Origin of the sequence: Paenibacillus sp. J23TS9, assembly GCF_018403225.1 — a bacterium.
In the GTDB taxonomy this organism is placed as follows: domain Bacteria; phylum Bacillota; class Bacilli; order Paenibacillales; family Paenibacillaceae; genus Paenibacillus_AQ.
In genome coordinates this window covers 878,049-902,762 of the sequence record NZ_BOSG01000001.1, presented here as the reverse complement: position 1 = coordinate 902,762, position 24,714 = coordinate 878,049, and the positions used below count along the sequence as shown (strand labels likewise).

Here is a 24,714-nt window from a genome sequence, read left to right as displayed (position 1 = left end):
CATGTTACAAGGAGAGGATGCAATCATGATTAAACAACCGGCTAAAAAAGCAGTAATCACCTTAACTATGGCAGGCGTCGTTGGCCTGAGCGCACTTGGAGTCAATAATATCGTATTCCCTATACATCAGGCAGACGCTGCGGCGACAGCCAGCACTAGCAGCTATGCATCCCAGCAGGCAATCCAAACGCTGAACAGCTTTTATAAACCCGCTTTGAAAGGACAGTTCCCCGGAGCGGTGAGCGGCCTTACGATCGGGCAAAGCACAAAACAGAACGTCATAAAAAAAATCGGCGAACCTACCGCACCTGGAAAAAATTCCGATGCTTTCGATCTGTACAGTGCGAATATGGGGAATCCCGGCTATGCCTTCTCGTACAAACTGAACAAGGTCCGCGAGATCCGCTACTTCGGTACCAATGTGGAACGCCAAACTAATATCGGCGGCATTACCATGAAAATGGTGAAGCAGAACTGGTTTGCTCCGAGTTCCACGACAACATTCAAAAACGGCAAAACAACGCAAACGAAGCTTACGTATATCCGTGGAGATTACAAACTGGAGTTTATCTTTAACAGCAGCACGAACCTGGATCACATTAATCTTCTGGCAAAATAAAACGATGAAAAGACAGCGATCATACGATCGCTGTCTTTTCAGTTGTGCTTCTTATACCTTCGCCATATATTTCTGCACAGAGAGCCCCATTGTTTTATGCAAATTCTCTAGGATGGCGTCTCATGAGTTCTGCGGCTGCCTCTTCCCGCCCCGTCTGTTTCAGTCGTTCTATATACATAGGCAAATGACCCTTGGCGTGGTATGGCCCGCCTTCCTTCATAACCGTCCATAACGGATCCACATCATGGTTCATGGTCTGCATCATATCATCATGCCATTCATTAAGCAGGTAGACAGCTTCCTTGCACAGGTCCCGGCGCTCTTTGGCCAGGTTGTTCTGCTCATACACATCCTCCGTGAGGTTAAACAACATTTCCTTATCGAACAAATGGAACCCATCATGATACGACCGGATATACAGCCAATCCCCGAACCGTACGCTGCGCTGGCAAACATGGGCACATTGCGATACGACCAGATATTCCCGGCCTTCCTCTTTGCCACCGCTTACCGTATTTGCATAACTGATTCCGTCCCAACTTGGCGCCGGTTTGAGGTTCAGAAGATCGGCCATGGTTGGAAGCAGGTCTAAATGATAATGAAGCTGGGTATCCGTGATCCCGCTTTGTTGGCCTGGCCATCTGATGATCATTGGAATGCGGCATGTACCCTGATCGGCTGTGGCATGCTCGCCATATATGCCGAGCTCACCCATATTCTCGCCATGGTCGGCCGTAACGATGATGACAAGCTCTTCCATGATTCCTTTCTGTTCCAACAGCTGGAAGATCAAGCCGATATGATCGTCCATATGGCGGACACCGGAATCATAACCGTCGATCATCGTCCGCAAATCCTCCATGGAAGTAATCTCTCCGGGATGTCGCGGGTAACGAGGTGAAGTGTCGCTGTTATACATGTTGATTTCACGCGCGCCATGCGGACCTGCCTTCTTCTTATGAGCTTCAAGCACCTCCGCGGTAATCCACTCAGGAAGCGGTTCATCCTTAAATGGGTTGCCAAAAGCTTCTGGAGCACGGTATGGCGTATGCGGATCCCAATAGTTCACGTACAGCATCCAGTCATCCTGATCGGCATTGCGTTCAATCCAGTCCAGAACAACAGGCGTGACCTCTTCAGCCGACTCCATTCCGGACTTGCCCGTGTTGTAGATTTCATTGAAGCCCGCATAAAAGGTCCAAGCGGAATGCCGCTCACCAAATGGACTCACCAGCGCGGTTCTCATGCCAGCCTTACGGAAAAGTGCAGGAAAACTCTCGGAAGACAGTTTGTCATGAAAATCCCTGTTAATGCCCTCGTATCTTACATCCGCCGCTGTTCCTCCATGACCGACCACACCATTATGTATGCCGAACCTCCCTGTCATTAAAGCCGAACGCGACGGAAAACAGGGAGCATCCGAGGTGTAATATTGATCAAAACGGATGCCCTCTGCAGCCATCCTATCGATGTTGGGCGAGGTATTCCGATGATAACCATAACAGCCCAAGTGATCGGGTCTCAAAGAATCCAAATCCAGCAACAAGATTTTCATATCGTATCCCCTTACCTTCCCATGTGTGAATGTTGTGTAGCAATAATCATATAAATGTATTTTTCCAAGTCGATTACCCGCTTAATTCAGAGCGGACATGTACGTCACTACTTCATGTAAGATGAATTATAGGTCAATGTTTTGAATGCCGTCCATGTACATTTCACTAAAATGATGTACAATTCAACAATGGATTTTTATATATAAAAATAATTCGGATTCTGTTTACTGGAAATAAACTTGTGTGATAGGGTGTTATCAAGCATTTTGATAGAGAGGCGTGAAATGTTGATCCAAATTATGAGTGTAAATTTCGATAAAAATATTCCGAATTGGCGAACACAGCTGGAAGCGATCAATTACAACGTTCTTGTCCTGGTGAGAGAGGGAAAAGTCCGGTATGAAATAAATGGCAAGGAGGTTATCGCAGATAGCGGTGATGTTCTCTTCATTCCGAGGTCTACCCGTAGATCCGGAGAAAATTGGATGGGCATTCCACATCAGAAGCATACGATTTTGTTTACATACGATGCCGATTTTGAAACGGGGATTCCATTCCTGGATCAGCGTCAATTCATTCAGTTCAAGTTGTTCAATGATCAATATGCTTATCAACGCTGTGAAAGGCTGTATGAAGAAATCCGAGGCGGCAAAAGCTTTCGTACGATGATTTGCTTTGGCATCTTTCAGGAGCTGATCGGCATACTCGCCCGTGAGTTGGAAAAACCGGATCTGACGCCAAGCAAACTGAAATATGCGGAAATCATTAAAACACACTTGCTTGAGCATTATCGGCAGCATATTGAAATCGAGCAGTTATCCAAGCTTATATGCCGTTCACCTAATTACACCACGGCTTTATTCAGAGAGGTATATGGCCATTCCCCGATTCGTTATATGCATCAGCTGCGTATGCTGGAAGCCTGTAACCTGCTGATCAGCTCGGATATGACCATCGCCAGCATATCGCAATACTTAGGTTACTACGACACCTCTTATTTTCACCGCGTATTTAAAAAACACACCGGTATGGCACCTACAGACTATATGCAGCAGGGTGCTCATTCTGATATGACAAAACTGCTATCTTAACAATACCTTCGGTATATGGGCAGGTAGTGTTTACAACGATAACTAAATATGTTACAGTTCGAATGAATCCACACTATTCCAAGAAAGGAAGTGGGATTAAATATGAAAATTGCGATTATTGGTGCAGGAAATATCGGGGGAAATCTTGCCCGCCGTCTAACCAAGCTCGGACATGATGTGTCCATAGCCAATTCGAGAGGCCCACATACCTTGACGGAGCTTGCAGCCGAAACTGGAGCTCAGCCTAAAGAAGTATCTGTTGTAGCTCGAGACGCCGAGCTCGTGGTCGTTACGATTCCTCAGAAAAACATTCCCGACCTACCAGACGGTGTTCTTGATCACGCGGCACCGAATGCGGTCATTCATAATATATCCAACCAAAAGTCAAACTTGGAACGCTTATATTTATTAGCTTTATAGGCAATTTGATGTATTGGGTATGATCAATTACTATTTATCACTTCTTCCTTTTAAATAGTTCTTTTCAACCAACAAGACAGCCTAATGGCTGTCTTGTTTTTGTTCATTTTCAATTCAATATCCTAGCAATTAAAATGGAACGCGCTGTTCCTAGCTATCCGCGCTCCTATTTCGTTAATTAAATACCGTCCCCATTCGTTACTCCTATTCCCTCTCTCTCCCCAAATGCTTCCTTAAATACAGCCCCGTCAATGATTTCTTGCAATTCACAATATCGTTGGGGAGCCCTTCAAAAATGATTTTCCCTCCATCCTGACCCGCTCCGGGACCAAGATCTATCATCCAGTCCGCCTGTGTCATCACGTCCAGATTATGCTCGATGACAAGGACGGTGCTGCCTTGATCTACCAGGCGATCCAAAATACCAATCAGCTGCTCAACATCGGACATATGCAGACCCGTCGTAGGTTCGTCCAGTACATACACTTCTTTCCGGTGCTCCATTTCCTTTGCAAGCTTTAACCGTTGAAGCTCGCCACCCGATAACGTGCCCAAAGGCTGTCCAAGCGTTAAATAACCTATACCTACATCCTGCAAACGCGCCAAAACGGATAATATTTCCTGTTCTTGAAAATAGTCGCTAGCTTCTTCGACTGTCATCCGCAGTACATCGCTAATATTTTGTCCCCGAAACGTGAAACGAAGAACCTCGTTGTTAAACCTGCGCCCTTCACAGGTCCCGCATACAGTTTCAATGGAATCCATAAAGGCCAGATCAGTAGAGACGATGCCTGTTCCCTTGCATTCCGGACAAGCTCCCTTCGAATTGAAGCTGAATAGGGAGGCATGTACTTGATTTTGCTTGGCAAATAAATTTCGGATCGTATCAAAAATCCCACAGAAGGTTGCAATATTGGAACGATTCGTAGCGTGAACGGCTTCCTGATTGATGTATACCGCTTCAGGAATATATTTCGGCAATACATGATTAACGAGCGAGCTTTTTCCAGAACCTGCGACTCCTGCAACGACTGTCATTACACCTAATGGTATTTGAACGCTGACATCGTTCAGGTTGTGCATCGAGACATGCTGAATTGTTAACCATCCCGACGGACGCCGAGGCTCTTGTTTCAGTTCAGGATGATAATTCAAGAACTCTCCTGTTAACGTATTCGCGGTTAGCAGTCCCTTCAAATTGCCCTCGTATACCACCTTCCCGCCGCTCGTGCCAGCCTTGGGTCCCATATCAATGAGATGATCGGCGATCCGAATGACATCCGGATCATGCTCGACGATGATGACGGTATTTCCTTTGTCTCTTAACTGCTTGAGGAGGGTATTTATTTTATTCACGTCATGCGGATGAAGACCGATACTGGGCTCATCAAAAATATACGTAAGATCCGTTAAGCTGCTTCCCAGCTGCCTGACCATCTTAATTCGCTGGGATTCTCCGCCGGATAATGAGGCCGTTTCCCGATTCAACGTCAAATATCCTAAACCTATGGACATCAGCTGATTCAATCGCAATACAATTTCCTCTATGATGGTAGCAGAAACCGAGTCCTTTACAGAAAGCATAACATGGATCAGATCACTGACCTGCAGGGCTGAGCAGTCTGCAATGTTTTTTCCATTAATTCGGCACTCCAGCACATTCCGATTCAGCCTGGCACCTTGGCATGTTGGACACGTTCCGCTTACGGTCACATTATAAATTTCATTCTTATATTGCTCCGAATCCCTTGATTCTTTGCTCAAAAAGCTGCGCCGAATTCTGGGAAGGATCCCTTCGTATTTGGAAGTTCCCGGCCAACCTTCCGTTGGATGCGGGGGCTTAAATCCCGATTTGTACAGCAGCGTATTCCATTCATCTTCAGTATAGTCTTTAAGCTTCTTGTCATTATCAAACAATCCTGTACATACATACCTCTTCCAACGAAATTCTCCCGGTCTGAAGGTCGGAAACTGGACAGCGCCCTCATTCAATGATTTCTCCCTATCCACTAGCTTATCGATGTCAATCTCGTTGACGTACCCAAGTCCTTCGCATTTCGGACACATTCCTTGCGGATTATTGAATGAGAACATTTCCGCTTCACCCACTTGCGGTTTTCCAATTCGGGAGAACAATAAACGGAGCAAGGAGTATATATCCGTAATCGTGCCCACGGTAGAGCGCGAATTCCCTCCAATCCGTTTCTGGTTGATGATGATGGCAACTGACAGATTTTCAATGGAATCGGCATTGGGCTGCCCGTAATGTGGAAGACGGTGACGGATAAAGCTGGAATACGTTTCATTCAGCTGACGCTGCGATTCCGCGGCAATCGTATCAAAGACGAGCGCCGACTTCCCTGAACCGGATACACCGGTAAACACGGTAATCTTCTTCTTCGGAACTGCCACGCTGACTCTCTTTAAATTTTTTTCTCTCGCACCTGTGACCTTAATGTTCTGACTAGAATTATCCTGTTTCATGATCTGCACTCCTTCCCGGTATTTTGACCACTTGTCTCCCAATAGCATATACTTTTAACATGCCAAATTCTGTCGACATATTAAAAATTCATCAGTCTACCGGAGGTATCCATGTCCAAAACCAAGCTTTTATTCGATCTGATCATGTACGTAAATTCGAAGCGGAATTTTACGGCTCAAGACGTAGCCGATGAATTTCAGGTGTCCGTTCGAACCGCACATCGTTATTTAATGGAGATCAGCGAACTAGGTGTGCCCATGTACACGGAGCAAGGACGAAATGGTGGATACCGTGCTCTCAAAAACAGGGTTCTTCCGCCTATTTTATTTGACGAAAATGAGGCACTGGCCATCTTTTTTGCGTTCCGCTCTCTTGCGTTTTATGAATCACTGCCCTTTGATACCGATATCGAATCAGCCTCCCGAAAGCTGTTTTCAAGTCTGCCGGACGATATTAAATCCAAAATAAACAGTCTTGAATCGGTACTTTCTTTTTGGAATCCGAAAAGAGGACTGCACGCCCCTTATCTGAAAGAGCTTATCGAGGCATCCATGGATCATAGTGTGATCACCTTAGAGTATCAGTCCAAATCTGACAATACGCTGCGAAAACTCGTGCCGATCGGCGTCTACGCCAATGATGGTTTATGGTATTTGCCCGCTTATGACATGGACAACGGTAAGGTGCAATTATTTCGGGTGGATCGTATACTTTCACTGAAAAATACCGGGGAAATAGTCGAGGTTCAAACAGAACTCTTGAACTGGCTTCACAGCTATACGGTTTCTACGCCTATACGCCTCGTGGTTGAACTGACAAGAGAAGGCATGCGACAGTGTCAAAGCAAACCATGGTTCGAGCCGATGCTCCTAAATGATGAATCCGGGCACGGAAGGATCGATACATTCATTGATCAAGATGATATGGAATTTACAGCTTCTTTTTTTGCCCAGTTGGGTCCGGAGGCGAAAGTTATCGAACCGCGGGAGATGATCGACCGGATCCGGAATCATGCCCACGTCCTGCTAAGTCATTATCAATGATCCTTTTCATTCCTGAGAAATAGAAAAAAGCAGCCGGTCTTTCGACCAACTGCTCTCTTACGCCGATTATCCTTATTCCCACACCACTTTCAAATACTTCCGGTACAACTGGTCGAGCAGCTCCGTCGGATCTTCTAATTCAGTCTGTGTTGATTCCGCAAACTCCGTGAAGTGCCGTATCTCTTTCTCAATAAAATCATTGATCACATCCACGCGCTTTTCGAAGTCCAATTCTTCCCCGGCGATCTTCCTTTTGAGCAAATCTTCAATAGCCTGGAGCAGCTCCGGTTCCGTAATCAGATCATGAATCAGATCCTGAAACAGAATCGGAGGATTCAGGTTATATTTCTCAATCCATTTACAGGCAAGAATCGGTCTCAGAACATAAAAATACTTTTTAATCTTTACCAGCTCTCCCTGCAGATACTCTCTGAAGTTCCCTTTGGCCATATTCAAATAATGATGAAGGGATGCCCTTGGCGAGAAGACTTGGTTTCTTAGTTGAAGCATCTCCTCTTTAAAACCATAAGCCTCATAATAGTGAATATCCGAAACTAACCATTCCAGCAGCGGCGGATTTGATTTTCTGAATAATTTCAGTGCCTTCCTGATATCCCAACCGTTGATGTCGAGCATCTCGTTGATCGGCATCTCGATCACATCCCGCTTCTCATCGATGGACAAATACCATTCCGGGCTGTGTATATATACGAATCGAACATCGTAGTCGCTATCCTGTGACGGAAATCCCCAGGCCCGGCTGCCTGATTCAACGGCAAACAGGACTTTGACCTGATGGTCACGCTCAATTTCATGAATTTTCTCTATAATGGTGTTATTCATATTTTTTTCGCAGTTTTGCATGTCAACTCCCCCAATTTTGTTTAGGCGGGGTGTTATATTCTTCGCAGCTGTTAACCACCTTCTGAATGGTTTTGATTATCGATGACTGCTCATCGATAACTTTTTGTAGACGTCTCACTTCTCTCTCCGCCGCAAAAAGCCTGCTTTTGGAATTGAATTCAAATCCGGTAATGATCCAATCCAGTGATACCTGGTAGGTATCCGCAAACTTGGATAGCGTCACCAACTCAGGCTCAGCTTGAGCCGATTCATATAAAGTAAGTGTATCTGGATTGATTTGTGTGAGTCTGTATACTTCCATTTGCGTCATTTTCCGGTTGATTCTTGCCTTCTTTAAACGTTCTCCCATTTCCTCAAGCAGAGTTTTTGCCACAAATACCACCGCTTTTCATTTTGAAGTTTGTTGACTTATTCTCTACAATGCTATATTTTTCCTGTAAAGTCCGCAAATTTTAACAACTTTCTCAGTACTTCTACATATAAAAACCCCGGATATAGACCCGAGGTTACTCCTGATTATTATATTAATTAACATTTCCGCTTATTCGTGTTCCTCTTCATCTTGATCTCTAGGACGCAGCCATGATGCTAATTCTTGATTGAATTCCACTTGCTTCTCCAGATCAAGCCATTCATCGGGAATCATCAAATAGTGACTCGCATTATTCTGCAGATAGCTGTATATAATTTGCGCCTCATCAATTTCATCTCTGCCCACTTCGGCGGTATAAGCGGTCTGATCCAGTATAAAATACGCCGAGATCAACGCTTTGACCTCTTCCTGCATCTGCGTGATGTCCGAACTGTCCACATGAAACTTCCCGCTAAAAAGAACCGTACTCCGTTTAATCAAAAACAGCTTGATCGTGTCATCGTTCATAAATTCATAGATTGCAATATTCCGATTCTCTTCAACGAATCCTATCACTTTTTCTTTATGAAGCAGGAAATTAACGGACTTGATGCCGTCCCTGAATTTTGCCGCCGTTTCAAAATCAAATCGTTCGGAGGCAGCCGTCATCTGTTGTTCCATTTCTTCATACAAACTAGTATCCGATCCTTCCAACAGGCCGATGAACTGATTCATTAGTTCGTTATACTTATGAAGACTCTCCCCGCCTAGACACATTCCGAGACATAAACCGAGCGAATGATTCAAGCATGGGGTAGCAGCTCCGGCAGCCGTGTGACTGCAGGCTATTTTGAAGCATTCCTGTATCCGCTGAACGGCTTTATCAACCGTGCTTCTGTTCGCTGTATAGGGACCGAAAACGACTCTATCTTTTGCAGGAGCCGGGGAATGGGTTATTTCAACGCGTCTAAGTCCATCCGAGTTTGGGACCATAATATACGAATAGGCCATCGGATTTTTCATCTTCCGGTTATACATCGGCTTATACTTGTGAATCAGGCTGCATTCGAGCAAAAAAGCCTCAAATTCGGTATCCGTTTGGATAATCTCCAAATCCTTCACATGATGTACGAGCCTCTTAATCTTGGGAGCATGCGATTGGGAGTTATAAAAATAGGATTGGACTCTTTTCCTCAAACTCTTGGACTTACCGATATATATGATACTGCCGTGAGCATCCTTCATCAGATACACGCCTGGAGTTAGCGGCAAGCTTTGGACTTTCTCTTTGATATCCATCAAGGAAACAACCTGGCGACACGGCTGATTTCAGCAGGGGATTTTTTCGAAATCCTGGTTTTGCTGCGATTGGACTCTAAAACAAGCATGTTCTCCAGTTTCTTATATTCGTTATCCTGTTCCGAACTATCACGAAAATCCCGTTCAAAATTGCTTTTGCCGATCAAGTGACCCTACCTCCATACGTATATCGATATAGACAAATCATGATTAATGACATGAATAGGATCATATAAATGACCATCCGTCCCCACTATTTCCTTTCATTGTACGTCAATTACATAAAAATAAAAACAAGCCTTTTATTCAATTTCTACAATTAAGAGTTTTTCCCGTTTCGTATGTAGTGTGGTAAGGAAAATAAAAAAGGCCGCCGGATGCTCGACGACTCAATTCTTTATAGCTTGTTATTTAAGTCCAGCTTTTAATGATCAAGGCTCTTATACTCAATATCTGCTTGTTTCCCGGTTTGGGCGTCCACATAGACATTTGTAACCTGTTCATAGCCTTTTACGGGGATGGAGTAAACCAGTTTCCCTTTACGTATCATCAGATGAGGGCGATCTGTAACTGTTAATTCAGCATTTACTTGTTTCAGCGCAGTCTCAGGTGGAATGCCTGCGTTCGTTTTGACGATTCGATCTCTTTTCAGATAATAACCTGTCGTATCGAAATTTTGCAGAACTCCTGTGGCTGTATCGATCGTAACTACAACATTTGCGTCAGTATAAGGAACTCCTCCAACCTGAGGAACAAATGTTACATCCACTAAGGTACCCTTTGCGAATGTATTGTCGATAACCAGAGGAGCCTCCCCCCAGCTTTTTACGAAGGATTGGGCTAATTTAATGGCCTCTGCTTTAGTTATTTTTCGATTGTCGGACTTTTTAGAACCATCTTCAGTTGGATAAATCCGTAATATATGTCCTCCAGCAACACTGATTTGAACATTATAGAACATGTTGCCGCCATTTCCGGACAAAAAATCAAGGCTATCCCCAAACTCAGGTGTTATGCCTCCACCACTCGACATGACTTGTTTATCACGCTTGTCTTTCCAGAGGACATTCATGAAAGATTCCACTTTCGACTGCAATTCTTCCTTATGCACTCGTACTTCCTTCTTAAACGCTTGAACCTGAGGTTGATACGGATTCAAATGGTAAAGGTACTCATTGAACAACGGTTCCTTATCACCGATTAAGGGGTTGGAATCGAGCTCATTGGTTAAAGAGGTTATTCGTCGACTCAGTTCTTCCGAAGGAACTTCATTCTTAACATGAGGACCATACAACACGCTATCGTTTATTTGATGCAACGCAGGAGCTGTTTTGAGGATGAAGTTTCGCATCTTTAATACGTTTTGCCGCTGAACCTCCGTTAGTGTTTCTGCACTGTCATCTACTAAGTAACCTAAATAACTTGCTGTTTGGCTCCAAAATGGCCCAGAACGATTAGACTGAAAGTCATATAGAATCGTCGGGGTTGGAGTATACCAGTTCATATTCGTCATAAAAGAAGCCGATTCATAGGCAGCTTTCAAGTATTTTTGGCGATATGCTGCAGAGTTCGAAGATAGAACGTTTGCCAGATCAAAATCTAGCGTTTCAGTATTCATCATTTGCAGCTGAAACCACAGACGTGTGTTATTAAGCTTTTCGCTTTGCAGTTGATCCAATTCTTGTTTCAATTCTTTATGCTTCATATAGCCATAAATGATAATGCCGATCAAGAGAAATGCAATTAAAAGCGTAGTCATTTTGGTTCTGCGAGCCTGGTTCAAGTTCTAAGTCTCCGTTTCTAATAAGCAGTAATTCTTATTAAACACTACAGATGAATAGAAGTCATGCACCAAAATCTGCTAACCGAAGATCCTGAGTACAGCTCTCTGTAAAAGTACTCATTCGGGGGATTCATGCTTATCGGGAGACGCAAAATACCCGGCACTTATTTGCTTTTGCTCGATCAGATCGTCAATAAAACAAACATGGATAATAGGTAGCCCAATTAATTTAGGCCAAGTGTCGCTATTCCTGTGTAGGCATAATATGTATCAACCACGAGACGGAAGGGGAAAATCTATGATTCAGGAAAACTATAACATTCAAGGATCTCAACAAAGAGATCCCCAATCACCTCATCATTACGGCCATGAACATATGCATCATCCCTATTATCATACTACCAGTTACCCGCATGGTCAGCACTATATCCATGTCCACCACCATCATCATTATCACTATCATCATGTGATGAGAGATCAAAATACCACTCAACCGTAAGATAAAAGATAACAAATATTTAAGGTGAGAATGGTTACGCCCGGTTCAACTCCACATTCATGCATCCGGGCGTACCATTCTCACCTTTTTCAGAGCTCGCAATTCATCGCTAATATTAGAAAAAATCCGCACTAATCTGATCAAGCAAGCGGAACATTAATTTCCTACGGGGTGCCTTTATTCAATCTCCCACAGTATGACCATAACAGGTAGAGCACTACTCTACTTCTACCGCGAATTCAGCCCATTGTGTCATTGATGGTCCGTTTTCGAGGAAAGGAATATAGGCAGGACTGATTACTCTGATCAGATAGCTGCCTTTTTGGCTTAATGTGAACGAGCCTGCGAATTTTTGGTCCTTAATGGGCAGCTTGAAACTATTCTCCACTTCATATACCTGATAGCTGTCCTTGCTTGACGGTTGATACCTTTCAATGCTGACGGTCAGCTTATCAAACAGGTCATTATGCTGCAGAATATCCCCCGACACATCAATCTTTTGTTCAGGCCTTATCTGGATATAGCCATGGATAGGGTTGGTGAAAGTAATGTTATCTTCCCCCTCTTCCGTTATGGTGACCGGTAGCGAGGTAATATTTGTTACCTTTCTTTTCACAGTGACTACCTTGCTGCCAGCCGACACGGCTGTGAGCATCACCGGATTGGGTCCGGGTCGTAAATTCACTGTGAATTGCATACGGTTATACACCCTTCCATCCAATGATATATCCTTTTCAGTGACCTTGCCTGTTTCACCAGCCCAGCCGCCGCTTCCTAATGAATACATGTACTGTGGAATATACATATCCTTCTGATACAACATGGTAAACGTGGCGCTGGTTTGATCAGTCTCCCATTCCGTCTTCAATACCTCTATGACTTTATCGCTCCAGTCCAAGCTCACCGTGTCCTTGACGGTGGATACAGCCATTCCAAGCCAGGATAACGCCCGAACAGGCACATATGCCTTTCCCGAAGCAAGAAACGGGGTAGGGATCTTCTCGCCAATCTTGCTTCCATCCGGAAGGTACGCATCCTCCGAACCGATTTGGAAGGTCAGTTTAGTAAACGCGGGTTGTAGTTCCGGATGGATCACGACTTGCACCTGCCGTTTCGCTGCATCCCAGGTAACGCTGTCCGCTGCACCAGACTGCCGCAGGGTACGGAGAGGAACATATACACGCCCCCCTTTCAGTATGGGCTTGTCCGCCGTAATGGCCTTACCGTCAAGCGTTGCGTCTTTCCCTTGAAGATCAAATTTCATTTCATGCTTAACTCTGTACATTTTCGCTACATCGCCCTTCGGCTCCGTTGAGGACGCGGGAGCGGCATCTATAAGTGAACCCGTTCCAAGGCTCAGGGCGGCTACGGATATCATCAGACATAACCATTTTTTCATCGTCTTCCATCCCTTCTTGATTGAATTTTTTCTCTTATTTACTTAACGGGACAGAATAGTGATTAGTTACAAGTCAGCCAATTTCCGGTCATATGCAACGAATAGCCGCCAGCGTTAATCGTCATATATGTGCCTGTTCGTTACCAAGCCTGAAAAGAAATAAGCCTCCCCATAGTTCGCAGAACTTATGAGAGGCTTATATAAATTAAATATTCGCTTCGCTAATGCATGATCTTTGGAGAAGAAGCCAGATATATATAGTCGGGTTCGCCACGTTCCTGAGGAACAAATTTAACCTCAACCTCATCAAAAAAGATTTTTAAGTGATCCACGAATTCAGGCGAAGCCATAGCGCTCCAAAACGATATGATTCCATGGGAACGAAGCAGCCTGATTAATGCCTCAATCCCTTTCTCCGAATAAAGTCCATTATTCGATTCCGAGACGGTCCAATCCGGGCCGTTATCAATGTCAAGGCAGATGACATCATAAGGCTCATGAGCTGAATTCATCCATTTCACCAGGTCTGTGTGGATAACCTGGGTACGGGGATCATCCAGCGCAAAACCGGAGAGAGGCGCCAGATGACTGCGGTTCCATTGAATAATCACTTCCTCAATCTCGACGACATCCACCTTCCCGACTCTGGAATCGGATAACGCTTCTTCCAGTGAAAATCCGACTCCAAGACCGCCAATGAGCACCCTATGCGCGCTCCTGCATCTCTCCAAAGCACTGCTGACGAGCAAACGTTCCGATTTCCCATTATATGTTGCCATTAAAAAGATGCCGTTGTAAATGATCTCATAATGACGCTCTCTTTTTTGTAGCTGAATGTCACCTCGCTCCGTATGACTGCGTTCAATGATTTCCGGTGTGTAATCCAAGGTTCCGACCTCCTCTTTTGGTAAAATATCACTTTATATATTCTATTATAGCCCTTAAAACTGAAGATAGTCTTTATCTCATATAAAAGGCATCCGTTAAGCCGAAGACCCGCTTATTGGATATCCCGCGTGTAATCTGGTGAATTATAAATAAGAGATCTATTCGGTATATGTAATCCCCCCCCTTATTATGAAGTTTGAGTTTCCAACTTTCGATATTCCCGATAACGATATCCATTGGGGTATTTACTCGTAAATACGTTTATGTTGAAAACCTGTGAGAAAATATGATAAAAAAAACAGGGTAATCATGGTGGCAACTGATCATAATCGACCTGTTTGATGTAACGCTAAAGCATTATTTAGGTATAGAATGAAAGCATTTGAAGTGCGTGCAAACAAAGTGACGAAATCTATATACGGATATTACATGGATTACAGGTTATTGGTTGAATTTCAACCCCTTACTATGGACGATATGAGACGCTTTTGAACACCGTACCCTATGGATTCCATCATCAATATCCGCTTATCGATTTCGTCTGTTGCGCCCATTGACCCACTTGCGTGAATTGATCGGATGCTTCTCAGATTCCCTTCGTCTCCAGCCTCTTGGCTAGCTCCGACAGATCCTGTCCTTTTAACGCACCTTCCACCAACTGCGGCAGCAGCGCGGGAGTACAGGCAAAGCAAGGGGTTCCATCCTTCGTCAAAGCCTTGGCCAGCTGCTCATCATAAAATGGCTTACCTTCATCGGATAACGCGAGCAGGCAGAGTGTCTTCACACCGGATTCCTTCATCTCTCGCATACGCCGTATCAGCCTTGACTGGTTACCACCTTCATAAAGATCAGAAATGATAATAAACAATGTTTTTTTGGGTTCCTGAATAAACTGCTCACAATATGCTACTGATTTATCGATATTCGTACCACCGCCAAGCTGAATACCGAACAGCATATCCACGGGATCATTCGCACATTGTTCTGTCAGATCAACCACCTCTGTATCGAACACAACGACGCGGGTATCAAGCGCAGGTATGCTGGCAAAAATCGATCCGATTACCGATGCCCAGATGACCGACTCCGCCATGGAGCCACTCTGGTCGATATCCACGATAACCGTCCATTCCTTATTCCGTCTTGCACGGTCATAGAAATAGAATCGTTCGGGAATGATCCGCTGTAGTCCGGCATCATAATGTTTGAGATTTCTCTGGATTGTCCGCTTCCAGTCTATTCCGCTTAATGAGGAAAGCGGCGTATGCTGCCTGCGATTCAGCGCACCGGTAACGGCCCTTTGAATATCCTGCTCCATTTTTTTAACGAGTTCATCCACCACGGCCTGCACCAGCATTCGTGCGGTATCTTTCGTTTGCTCCGGTATTTTCCCTTTAAGTGACAACAGAGTTCCGACCAGCTGTATATCCGGTTTTACACTTGCCAGTACTTCCGGCTCAAACAAAAGCTGCTTCCAGCCCTTTCGCTCCATGGCATCGTTCTGTATAACGGAGACCACGTCGTCAGGAAAAAAAGCACGCACGTCCCCGAGCCACTGCGCTAACCGCGGTGCGGACTTCCCTTGACCTGCGTTACGTGATTTTGCGCCCGAAGAAGTTCCGCCATCTTGCCCGGAATCATCCGTTTGGTCATAAATAGCAGCGAGTGCCCGGTCCATAATCAGCTCATCGCTGGACAATTCCAAATGACCGCCGCTGCTGTAGCGGTTCAGTTCCTCTTCAGCAGCCGTGCCCAGAATGAGCCGCCAACGGGATAATGCCTGATGTTCTGCATTGTTTCCCATATTTAAAAATCCTCAAAGTCAAAATCATTTAATTCATTCAGCATCCGTGTATCATCCTCCTTAAGGTCATCCATGAGTATTTCCGCTACCTGCTCCGTATCCGCACCCCAAAGCTCACCAAGCAGCTCGGCTACCATCGTTTTCTCTTTCGGGGTGAAGACACTAAATGAACGGCGCAAAAATACAAGTGCTCGCACGAACTCTTCGTTCTCGAGTGTACAAATATACTCATCCAGCTGTTCCCACAGGCTCATTCGCGATAAAAGCGCATAGCGGTTGCGCATCGCAAGCCCCTCGAACCATCCTGCCCCAAGATCTGCCGGAATACCCGGAGATAGCCGCCGGGATACCTCCGCAGCGCATTGCTCCGCCGTAATATCATTACGTTCCAGCGAAATGGCACAAGCAAGTCCCGAAAGACGCGGATGAGCATCGTCCCTGTCTGACAACTTGCCCAGCTCTTGAATCCATAATGCTTCATCAACTTCTTCGCTGTGTTCCGAAGCGATATGGTTCATTTCATTGATCGCCGAAGCCATCGCCTGCGCCACTTCATCATTGCACTGACTCGCATCGTATAAAAATAGGCAGGCCCGCATAAACAGCTGCTGAAGCAGTGGTACGAGCGGCGCCGTATTCATTCTTCGTACTCCTCCGAAACGAATCAGCTGCGACAGCTTTCTGGCCGCTGCCGCAATGTGTACAACATCCTGGCTTTCAACCGCAAGTCTTTGCAAGGTCTGGCGGGCAGCCTCCATCTGATGAATCATTCCACACTCGTATGCCATAGTAATAAGCCCAGATCCTTCTTCAATTGAGGCGCAGCTTTCCAGCCGCTGCTGCAGGACAAATCCCGCTGCGATTTCCACCGTCTCGCCGAGCAGCGTGGATTCAACAACCTCAATCTCCACTTCAGGTGACCACTGGACAACCCAATGTTCCGCCCAGATGGCCTGTTCCTGAGATCTGACGCTTTCTTTGACAAAATGAATCCCCAGCAGTTTCAAGCGATGAAACCAGAATGAGCGGTTCAGGTCGAGATAGGCAGCTTCTTCCGAAGACACCCTACGGTTCTCGCGCAGATCGAGGATCAGATCGCTTGCAACAGCCGACTTGTATTTATCCAGCTTCAGCCGCTTCAACTGTCGTTTCATATCCTCCTGAATTGGTGTCTGGCTGACGCCTTCTGCCAATTCTCCGATCGACGTCCCAACCTCTGTTCTTGCCAATGACTCCGCAATTACCGAGAGCTCTCCCCTTCCAAGGAGTGTTTTGGCTGCATCCCTTAGATCCCTGAGCGTTGGGGCCAAGCCGTCATGCAGCGCTGCAAGGGATTCAGCCAGCCGTACCGCCTCGATTACCTCCGCAGTCGAGCGGTGCGTGCCGGCTTTTCTTAAATCACCCGCCACCGATGACAGGTAATGATGAGGCAAATCCCCAAGCGTGCCTTGAAGCATATGTCCCCACATCATTTCAAAATAGTACGGAGCAATATTGCCGGCACCATAGCCGGAGAGAGACGACAATTTCAAATAAGAATAAGGCATGAGCGTCAGCTTCGTCTTGCGGGAAGGCAGCTGCTTTAATTCATCGTCGGTCATCGCAGATGAAAGATTGATCAAAGCAGAAGCATGGTAAGCCCCGCAGATCACCACAATTTTATCCGGTTTGTGGCCTGCCGCGATGGCATCTGCAATTTTCCGGCACATATAGGCTTCACGTACCGCATTATAGGCGTATTCCAGTCTCTGATTATTACGCTCCTGTTCCTCCGTAAGCTCTCGCATCTGGCCCGAATAAGCCAAAATGGCCCGCCGGTAAGCATCCGGGCTCAGGTTATGCTCAAAGCTGCGCTCCCAATACGTGTCGTAATCCACCTCTCCGGATATTTCCGCGATCCTGCTGTAGATGGAGCTGCTGTCTTCTGCCTTTTCACTCCGGTCACTTTCTGCCCTTTGCTCTGATCTATGGGTATTGGACTCCAATGCCTGCTGCCCTTCTGATTCCTCGGCTTCATCTGGACCCGAATGATTCTCCCCATGTTCCCCTCGTACATCCTGTAAACAGACAGCTAAAGATGAAGGCAAATCGATAAAAGCGCAGTGAGCTCCATTTCTTCGTGCCCAAATCATCGCCTGATACTCGGGGGAATATACAGCAAAAGGCCACAGCACCGTTCGCACAGGCAGTTCCTCGGTAAATGCAAGAATAGCAACGGGCGGTTTCGTGGAGCTGTTCGTCAGGTGGAGGATTTCAGAGGTTGCATCTGAAGGCCCCTCAATTAATACCGCTGTAGGCTGTACCTGCTCCAAATAATCTGCGACATGAAAAGCGCCGGCCGGCGACAGATGCCGGACGCCAAAAATATGTACCCCAGCGCCGCTGGCCGCATTCATTGATTCATCTCCTTGCATGCCGTATAAAGACCACGCCAACTTGCCCCGCGTTTTTTCATCACATTATCCAGGTATTCCTTCCATACAAGCCGGTCTTTATCATCATCTTTCACGATGGCCCCCTGCAGTCCTGCCGCTAAATCCTCATCTGTCATATGTCCGTTTCCAAAACTCGCCGCCAGCGCCATGCTGTTCGTAAGCAGGGAAATGGCTTCGGCCGTCGAGATGACGCCTGCCGGAGATTTCACCTTTTCCTTCTTATCGAGGGTCATACCACTGCGCAGCTCTCTAAATATGGTCACAACCTTTTGTAGTGCTTCATCCGCAGGAACTGCCGCCTGTAAATCGTAAGAGGCAGCAATCTCGGCAACCCGTTTTTTCACGATTTCCATTTCGGTTTCAAGATCTGCAGGCGCCGGCAAGACAATTATGTTAAAGCGGCGCTTGAGTGCCGTCGACATCTCATTCACGCCACGGTCGCGGGTATTGGCTGTGGCAATAATGCTGAATCCTTTACGGGCATTCATTTCCTTACCGAGCTCAGGCACAGAAATTGTCTTTTCAGAAAGTATGGATATCAAGGCATCCTGCACCTCGGAGGCGCAGCGTGATATTTCCTCAAAACGGGCAATTCCTCCAGCCTCCATCGCCCTCATCACCGGACTTTTCACTAGCGCTTCCGGCGTTGGCCCTTGCGCCAGCAGCATGGCGTAGTTCCAGGAATATCGTACCTGCTCTTCAGTGGTTCCCGCCGTCCCCTGCACGACGAGACCAGAATTTCCATTGATGGCCGCAGACAGATTTTCGGACAGCCAGGATTTGGCCGTTCCCGGTTCACCGATGAGCAGCAGCGCCCGGTCCGTGACGAGCGTCGCAATCGCCATTTCAACAATACGTGGATTACCGATATATTTTGGTGTAATGACCTGTTTTCCCGCCTTACCTCCCACAATAAATTTTAATACCGACTGCGGGGACATCTGCCAACCTGCCGGAATTTTCCCTTGATCCTCTTGAATTAATGCATTTAACTCCTCCCGATACAACAGCTCAGACGGCTGCCGCATGATATCCTGCATGGCTTGTTCCGTACTCATAGATAACACTCCTTTATGAATGAATGGATGACGTCAAATCCTTCAAAATGAATTCCAGCTGCTCCTCTGCGTTGGACTTGAACTTAGGCAACGCAGACCGGATTCGCTCAGCATAGCTTGCGGGAAGTCGGCATAATTGATTGAACAGGTACGGCTCGATTTCATGGCAATCGGTATTCCGTTCATCCTCCAGTGCACGAACGAGTGCTTCATGCAGTTGAGCTTCCGGGATACCTGCGCGAACCAGCCCGATCACTGCCAAATTGGCGAAACGATTACGAAATTCCGGTGAATTCTGCAGCTTGCCAAGCAAATAAGAAGCCGCTTCAGTCTGTCCTGGACGGGCAAATGCACTAACCAGGGCCATATGATCCAGCTCCATAAAATGCCCAAGCCACCTTGAGTCCCAGCTTGCAGCGATCTCCTCCTGTGGCAGCATCTCCACATGATAGGTATAGCCTTCATTTTTACCATATGCCCATTCCCTGTTATAAGCTTGGTACCTCCTGGATATGACCAGGTCCTCCATCGTATCCAGCAGCTGTTTACAATAATTGGCGCTGCGGCTTACGGCTGATGCATGAAGCCGGTCCATCAGGATCTTGGCGTATTCCTCGTATAACCGCTCCGGGGACAAAACGGGCTGTGCTTTAATGAATATCTCGCGCGCATAGGAGCTGGTGCCGGCATAATGCTTTAAATCCAATTCCACGGCTGCCTCCATGAGCTGTCGACCTTCTTCGGAGTCTATTTGTTTCATATAGTTCATTGCTTCATTGGCCAAAAATACCCAGCCGAGTTTATACATATACAGTTTATATTGACGCAGGACATTCAAATACAGTTCCTCTAGCTCAGGACTCTCTTTTTGATGCAGGGACCAGAGATACCGTTTTACCTGAGTCCAGATCTCCTCCGTTTTTTGCTTGTTTCCCTCTATCTCTTGCAGCGACTGCAAAATATCCGAGAAATCCCGTGTAAGCCATCCGGTCAATTGTTCCGACTGGCACCGGGTCAGTGAAGAATTCACGAGATCGCAGTCTTTGCCTTTGGAAGCCTCGTACAGACGTTCAGCCGCACTTTCCCAGCCACTGTCCGCGAGCGCATGGTATGCAGCTTCACGGATACCCTTCTTCTTGTCCCGGCTAAAGTCCAGCAGCGCTTGTTCATATTCCTGGTTCCCTGCCAGCAGCCGAATGGCTGTTGTACGGATCTCATCCGAACCTGAAACAGCAGCCTCATATACGACATGTATTACATCTTGACCACCGCTCTTTGAAATGACGGTCAGCTTGCGTGCTTCGAGTTTGCCCCCGGCAGGCTGAAAGCTTTCAAGAAGATGCGGCACGATTTCCGGTCCATACGATGGCAGAATATCCGTCATGGCAAACTCTGCGATTTCTACATAAGGGTCGTTAAGCGCTTCAACGGCAAGCGGCAGGAGTCGCAAATCCCGGAATAATCCCTCTCTGTAAGCTTCCAGAATAACTTCATGACGTCCACCTCCACGTGTCGTCAGTGCGGTCCGAACCGCAGATAATTTGCGATATGACAGGCGGGTTGGGAGCAAAAGAGGTTTACTTATAAACGGTGTTGTCTCTCCTTCTGCTGCCGCCTTGCCTTGGGTATGTAATACGGACTGCAGCAGCTGGTTCACGATCTGCAGCTGCCGGGCAGAGTCCGTATCGGTGCTGTTATCTGCTTCGATTAAGCCATGGACACCTTCGGCAAGCTTTTTAAACACCGGCGCCCGTTCACCAAGCTGTTCAAAAGACGGCAGCAGCCGTTTCAGCCGATAGTCTCCGGCTGCGAGGTCACTCCCAGCAATATATAAGCGTCTGATTTCTTCGTTCAGCTCCATCAGCAATGCATGACTCATTATGCGTATCTCCTCCAATTCTGCATGTTAATATAGCAAACGGATAATCTCTTGTTTATTTATGATACTCAGCGGCTGCGTTTGCAGTTGTCCGCTTTGAGTATTATGATCGAACATAACCAGCATTGAGACATCCTTCAGGCTGTCATCAGGTAAATACTTCAACAGGTTAACCGTGGAGTCATCGAGCAGATCCTGTAGTCCAAGCGTCTCCCCGTTCGAATCCGAGATGAATAATCGGCCTTCCTTATCAGCCACCACCTGCTCCACATGCAGCAGCATCACGGGATTCGGATCACCCAGCGGATTTTTGAGTTGATTCTTCACTTTTTTTATAGCCTCGGCATAGGAATGGGCAGCATATTGCCGTATTCGGGCAATGTCCTGCTCTTCCACCGGTCTAGTGGTGAAGGACTCATACCGCACTCGGCGGTTCATATCACCCGGGTAACGATAGAGAGCCGGCACATGAACAACATCAAAACAGCTGTCCTCCTCCCGCATCAGCTTCGCCGCCTTATATGGACGGTACTGTAATGTGCAATGAAGCTCGCCGCTGTCCTTTTGAATCCAGTAACCACAGTCCACAAACTCCTGACGGGATGAATCATCATAGCTGAGGAAAGATAACTGGATTAGTTCCGTCTCCGGGCTAACCAGACCTGCTTCCCTGAGCTCTGAGAGCTGCCAAGCATGACCCAGCCACTCTTCAATGGTGGATTCACAGTCTAACGCAAGTTCGGTATCCTGAAGCTTCGCGTTCAGATGTGCCCTTCCTTTTTTGATAAAGGCATGGATGATAGCAAATTGTTCAGCGGCATTAGTATAGGTAAGTTCGGGATTGCCGCCTGCCGAAAGAATCATATGCAGCTTACGCAGCTGGATCTGAGCCCCGTTTAAATAGAAGCTTCCCATTTGCTTAACATGATCCTGGATGACTTTAAGCTCTTTTGTATCCAGCGTTCCCAGACCACGGCGTATCAAGGAATGAGTCAGCTTTTCCAGTACATCCAATCCTTCGAGCTGAGCCATCACTTTTTTCTTCAGGGCCGATTTATTTACTTTCTTAGGCTTGACCGCAACCCCGTCAGCTGCTTCCTTCGCTTTTTTCTCTTCCCGCTTCTCGGCTTTCTCACGTTTGGCAGCCAATTCATCCGGCACCGCCGCTGCGGAAAAAGGCTTGCCTTGCACATGGGCATACAGCAAACCAAGTACATGCTTGCACGGAATTTGCCTGCTCGGACAGCTGCAGCGCATCACAGGTTTATCCGGAATCACAAAATCCACAGAAGGTACATACGGCGTCTTCCCGCTGCCCGCACATGTCCCAAATAGCACCTGCTGGTCCTCAGAATGGTGAAGCGTTGTAAACTTCCCTTTTTTTATAAGATCATGTCCGTTTTTTATCGCAGCACTATTGGGTGCCTGCGAATCAATCCAATTCTCTGAAATTTCAATCAAACGATTTCCCTCCCGCTCGGTAAGTTATGCAGTACCACCAAGATTATGATATTAACCCTATAAGTTAAATCATACCTAATAATATGAATCGCCCCTACCCTCTTAAGTCCTATTTAAGAACAGGCATTCCCATTTTAGAATATGGAGCTATGAATAAAAAAAACAGATCCATCATGGTGTAATAACCATAATCAATCTGTAATCTGTCCATATCATAGTATTAACAGGGTAATTCCTACCATTTTATTCAATGAGCCAAGACTGCAATTCTGCGTATTTATGAAAGAATCATTACCCACGCGGAAACAACAACAGAATGCCTAACCCAGTAATGATCACAAATAAAATGCGTTCAAACTTCCTGGCTGGAATCCGCTTATTCAATAGAACCCCGAGGCCTGTAGCTAATAGAATGGCTGGAATAGAATATGCGTATAAAACAAAGGCGTCTGCTGTCCATAATCCTCCCAAAGCATGCCCCGCTACAACGAGTATTCCGGAAACCAGAAAATGCGCCTGTAATGTGCCTCGTAAACGTTCAGGGTTCCACCGCCGCAAAGTACCGTAAATCATGACCGGCACACCATTGATGTTATATGCACTACCCAGCACGCCTGAAGCAAATCCGAAAGGCCAAACCCAGCCGCGGCTATTGAGCAGCGGATGATCAATCGCTTTAGAGAGGTTTTTCTTAATTAAACAATACGCCCCGTAACCGATGAGAAAAATGCCCAATATGGATGTAATGATGTATGAAGGAATGGTGTTCAATACGATAAGCCCGACCGGAATGCCAATGACCGTGGAAACAGCCAGCCGGAAGAGGACAGGCCGTTCAATATGACGCCAGCCACTGAAAACAGTCAATAAAGCGACCGTTAAACCGGCTAAACCGATCAAAGAAACCGAAGTATGGAGCGGGATCGGCAAAAGCGTAAGCAAAGGCATGCTCACGATCGCCTCACCGAAGCCAAACATGGATCTCATAAGAGCACCGATAAAAACTGCAGCTACAGCCAACAAGATAAGCGTAATGGACATGAATGAATCTACCTCCTCTTTCTGTTTTGAAATGATAACATACCAAAAACCCAAAGAAAATAGCGATTTTAACGCTCTCAGAACTCTATCTAAGCACTCAAAACCACTATAGTAAGGCAGGGATCAATACCGGTAACAAAGAAGCTATTTAGACAGGATATAATGCGTCTGAGTGGAATCGTTAATTTAGCGTTTTTAATCGAAGACAAATAAAAAAAAGACTGTCTGTTGATCCAGACAATCCTTCAAGTTATCCCAATACATTTTTATTGATCCTTCTGTTCCACTCTTTCCTTAACCGTATTAACCATTTTGTAGTAACCATCGTTCATCATCACAGCGATCGCGTCGTCCGTGCTGATTTCAGGAATGGAGTACAGCTTAGTGCCCTCGATAAATCTGTTGGAATATACCCCATGACCTTCAATGGTCTCATTCGTAATTAGAGATTCCACAGTCCCTACCTCCCGATAACTAACGTAATCCTAATGTCAGTTAACCGGTATGAAACGTCATTCCAATGAACAAAATCACACGCCCATGAGTGTGAAACCGAAGTGGTTATTGCTTTCTCGTCTACTTGTTCTTTTTGTGTACAGCCTATCAGTAAGATTGGTATGAACATAACCATTACACTAGCTTTCAGTTTATGCATATTCATACTAACAATCCCCCTCTTCTCCATAACTTTCATCCAATCCAATTCTTACTCTAGCGAATACAATAATAGATCTAATC

19 protein-coding genes are annotated in these 24,714 nt (G+C 46.1%); 4 read left to right on the top strand and 15 right to left on the bottom strand.

Annotated features, from left to right (window positions below; genetic code table 11):
* Positions 1 to 25 precede the first annotated feature (25 nt).
* Entirely contained in the window at positions 26 to 619 is a 594-nt protein-coding gene (locus KJS65_RS04520) for a YjgB family protein (protein WP_244864377.1), read from the top strand.
* Positions 620 to 713: 94 nt separating this feature from the next.
* On the opposite strand, the gene KJS65_RS04515 is transcribed toward KJS65_RS04520, so the two are convergent.
* Positions 714 to 2,174, bottom strand: a complete 1,461-nt coding sequence (locus tag KJS65_RS04515) for a sulfatase family protein (protein WP_213648757.1) — start codon at positions 2,172 to 2,174, stop codon at positions 714 to 716.
* Between the two features lie 285 nt (positions 2,175 to 2,459).
* On the opposite strand from KJS65_RS04515, the gene KJS65_RS04510 reads away from it, so the two are divergent.
* Both KJS65_RS04510 and KJS65_RS04505 read left to right on the top strand, forming a co-directional pair.
* Positions 2,460 to 3,266, top strand: a complete 807-nt coding sequence (locus tag KJS65_RS04510) for an AraC family transcriptional regulator (RefSeq protein WP_244864376.1) — start codon at positions 2,460 to 2,462, stop codon at positions 3,264 to 3,266.
* A gap of 102 nt (positions 3,267 to 3,368) precedes the next feature.
* The gene (locus tag KJS65_RS04505) at positions 3,369 to 3,686 is read left to right on the top strand and encodes an NADPH-dependent F420 reductase (protein WP_213648756.1); all 318 of its coding nucleotides are present in this window, start codon (positions 3,369 to 3,371) and stop codon (positions 3,684 to 3,686) included.
* Positions 3,687 to 3,890: 204 nt separating this feature from the next.
* Here the strand turns inward: KJS65_RS04505 and KJS65_RS04500 are convergent, their stop codons facing one another.
* Positions 3,891 to 6,170, bottom strand: coding sequence for an ATP-binding cassette domain-containing protein (locus KJS65_RS04500; RefSeq protein ID WP_213648755.1), 2,280 nt, complete (start codon positions 6,168 to 6,170; stop codon positions 3,891 to 3,893).
* Positions 6,171 to 6,281: 111 nt separating this feature from the next.
* Here KJS65_RS04500 and KJS65_RS04495 point away from each other — a divergent pair, with 111 nt between their 5' ends.
* On the top strand, positions 6,282 to 7,214 hold the full coding sequence (locus KJS65_RS04495) for a helix-turn-helix transcriptional regulator (RefSeq protein WP_213648754.1): 933 nt from the start codon (positions 6,282 to 6,284) through the stop codon (positions 7,212 to 7,214).
* Between the two features lie 72 nt (positions 7,215 to 7,286).
* Here KJS65_RS04495 and KJS65_RS04490 read toward each other — a convergent pair whose 3' ends face one another.
* The 13 genes from KJS65_RS04490 to KJS65_RS04430 all read right to left on the bottom strand — a co-directional run bounded on the left by KJS65_RS04490 (position 7,287) and on the right by KJS65_RS04430 (position 24,431).
* A complete protein-coding gene (locus tag KJS65_RS04490; protein WP_213650631.1) occupies positions 7,287 to 8,057 on the bottom strand; it encodes a nucleotidyltransferase domain-containing protein in 771 nt (256 codons plus the stop codon).
* A 22-nt stretch (positions 8,058 to 8,079) separates the two neighbouring features.
* Positions 8,080 to 8,451 (bottom strand): helix-turn-helix domain-containing protein, encoded by a 372-nt coding sequence (locus tag KJS65_RS04485; RefSeq protein ID WP_213648753.1) that lies wholly within the window; start codon positions 8,449 to 8,451, stop codon positions 8,080 to 8,082.
* A 168-nt stretch (positions 8,452 to 8,619) separates the two neighbouring features.
* The gene (locus KJS65_RS04480) at positions 8,620 to 9,729 is read right to left on the bottom strand and encodes a GIY-YIG nuclease family protein (RefSeq protein ID WP_244864375.1); all 1,110 of its coding nucleotides are present in this window, start codon (positions 9,727 to 9,729) and stop codon (positions 8,620 to 8,622) included.
* 424 nt (positions 9,730 to 10,153) lie between these two features.
* Complete coding sequence (locus KJS65_RS04475) at positions 10,154 to 11,512, bottom strand: PepSY1/2 domain-containing protein (RefSeq protein ID WP_213648752.1); 1,359 nt, start codon at positions 11,510 to 11,512, stop codon at positions 10,154 to 10,156.
* A gap of 716 nt (positions 11,513 to 12,228) precedes the next feature.
* Positions 12,229 to 13,410, bottom strand: coding sequence for a stalk domain-containing protein (locus KJS65_RS04470; RefSeq protein ID WP_213648751.1), 1,182 nt, complete (start codon positions 13,408 to 13,410; stop codon positions 12,229 to 12,231).
* Between the two features lie 221 nt (positions 13,411 to 13,631).
* Entirely contained in the window at positions 13,632 to 14,297 is a 666-nt protein-coding gene (locus KJS65_RS04465) for a spermine/spermidine synthase domain-containing protein (protein ID WP_213648750.1), read from the bottom strand.
* 587 nt (positions 14,298 to 14,884) lie between these two features.
* Positions 14,885 to 16,102 (bottom strand): VWA domain-containing protein, encoded by a 1,218-nt coding sequence (locus KJS65_RS04460; RefSeq protein WP_213648749.1) that lies wholly within the window; start codon positions 16,100 to 16,102, stop codon positions 14,885 to 14,887.
* A gap of 2 nt (positions 16,103 to 16,104) precedes the next feature.
* Entirely contained in the window at positions 16,105 to 18,498 is a 2,394-nt protein-coding gene (locus KJS65_RS04455; protein ID WP_213648748.1) for a DUF5682 family protein, read from the bottom strand.
* Positions 18,495 to 19,595 (bottom strand): ATP-binding protein, encoded by a 1,101-nt coding sequence (locus KJS65_RS04450; protein WP_213648747.1) that lies wholly within the window; start codon positions 19,593 to 19,595, stop codon positions 18,495 to 18,497. The genes KJS65_RS04455 and KJS65_RS04450 overlap by 4 nt, the downstream gene beginning before the upstream one ends.
* Positions 19,596 to 19,608: 13 nt before the next feature.
* Positions 19,609 to 21,474 (bottom strand): HEAT repeat domain-containing protein, encoded by a 1,866-nt coding sequence (locus KJS65_RS04445; protein ID WP_213648746.1) that lies wholly within the window; start codon positions 21,472 to 21,474, stop codon positions 19,609 to 19,611.
* Positions 21,475 to 21,501: 27 nt separating this feature from the next.
* Positions 21,502 to 22,935, bottom strand: a complete 1,434-nt coding sequence (locus KJS65_RS04440; RefSeq protein ID WP_213648745.1) for an SWIM zinc finger family protein — start codon at positions 22,933 to 22,935, stop codon at positions 21,502 to 21,504.
* A 291-nt stretch (positions 22,936 to 23,226) separates the two neighbouring features.
* Positions 23,227 to 23,976, bottom strand: a complete 750-nt coding sequence (locus KJS65_RS04435; protein ID WP_213648744.1) for a sulfite exporter TauE/SafE family protein — start codon at positions 23,974 to 23,976, stop codon at positions 23,227 to 23,229.
* Positions 23,977 to 24,242: 266 nt separating this feature from the next.
* A complete protein-coding gene (locus tag KJS65_RS04430) occupies positions 24,243 to 24,431 on the bottom strand; it encodes a hypothetical protein (protein WP_213648743.1) in 189 nt (62 codons plus the stop codon).
* Positions 24,432 to 24,714 lie beyond the last annotated feature (283 nt).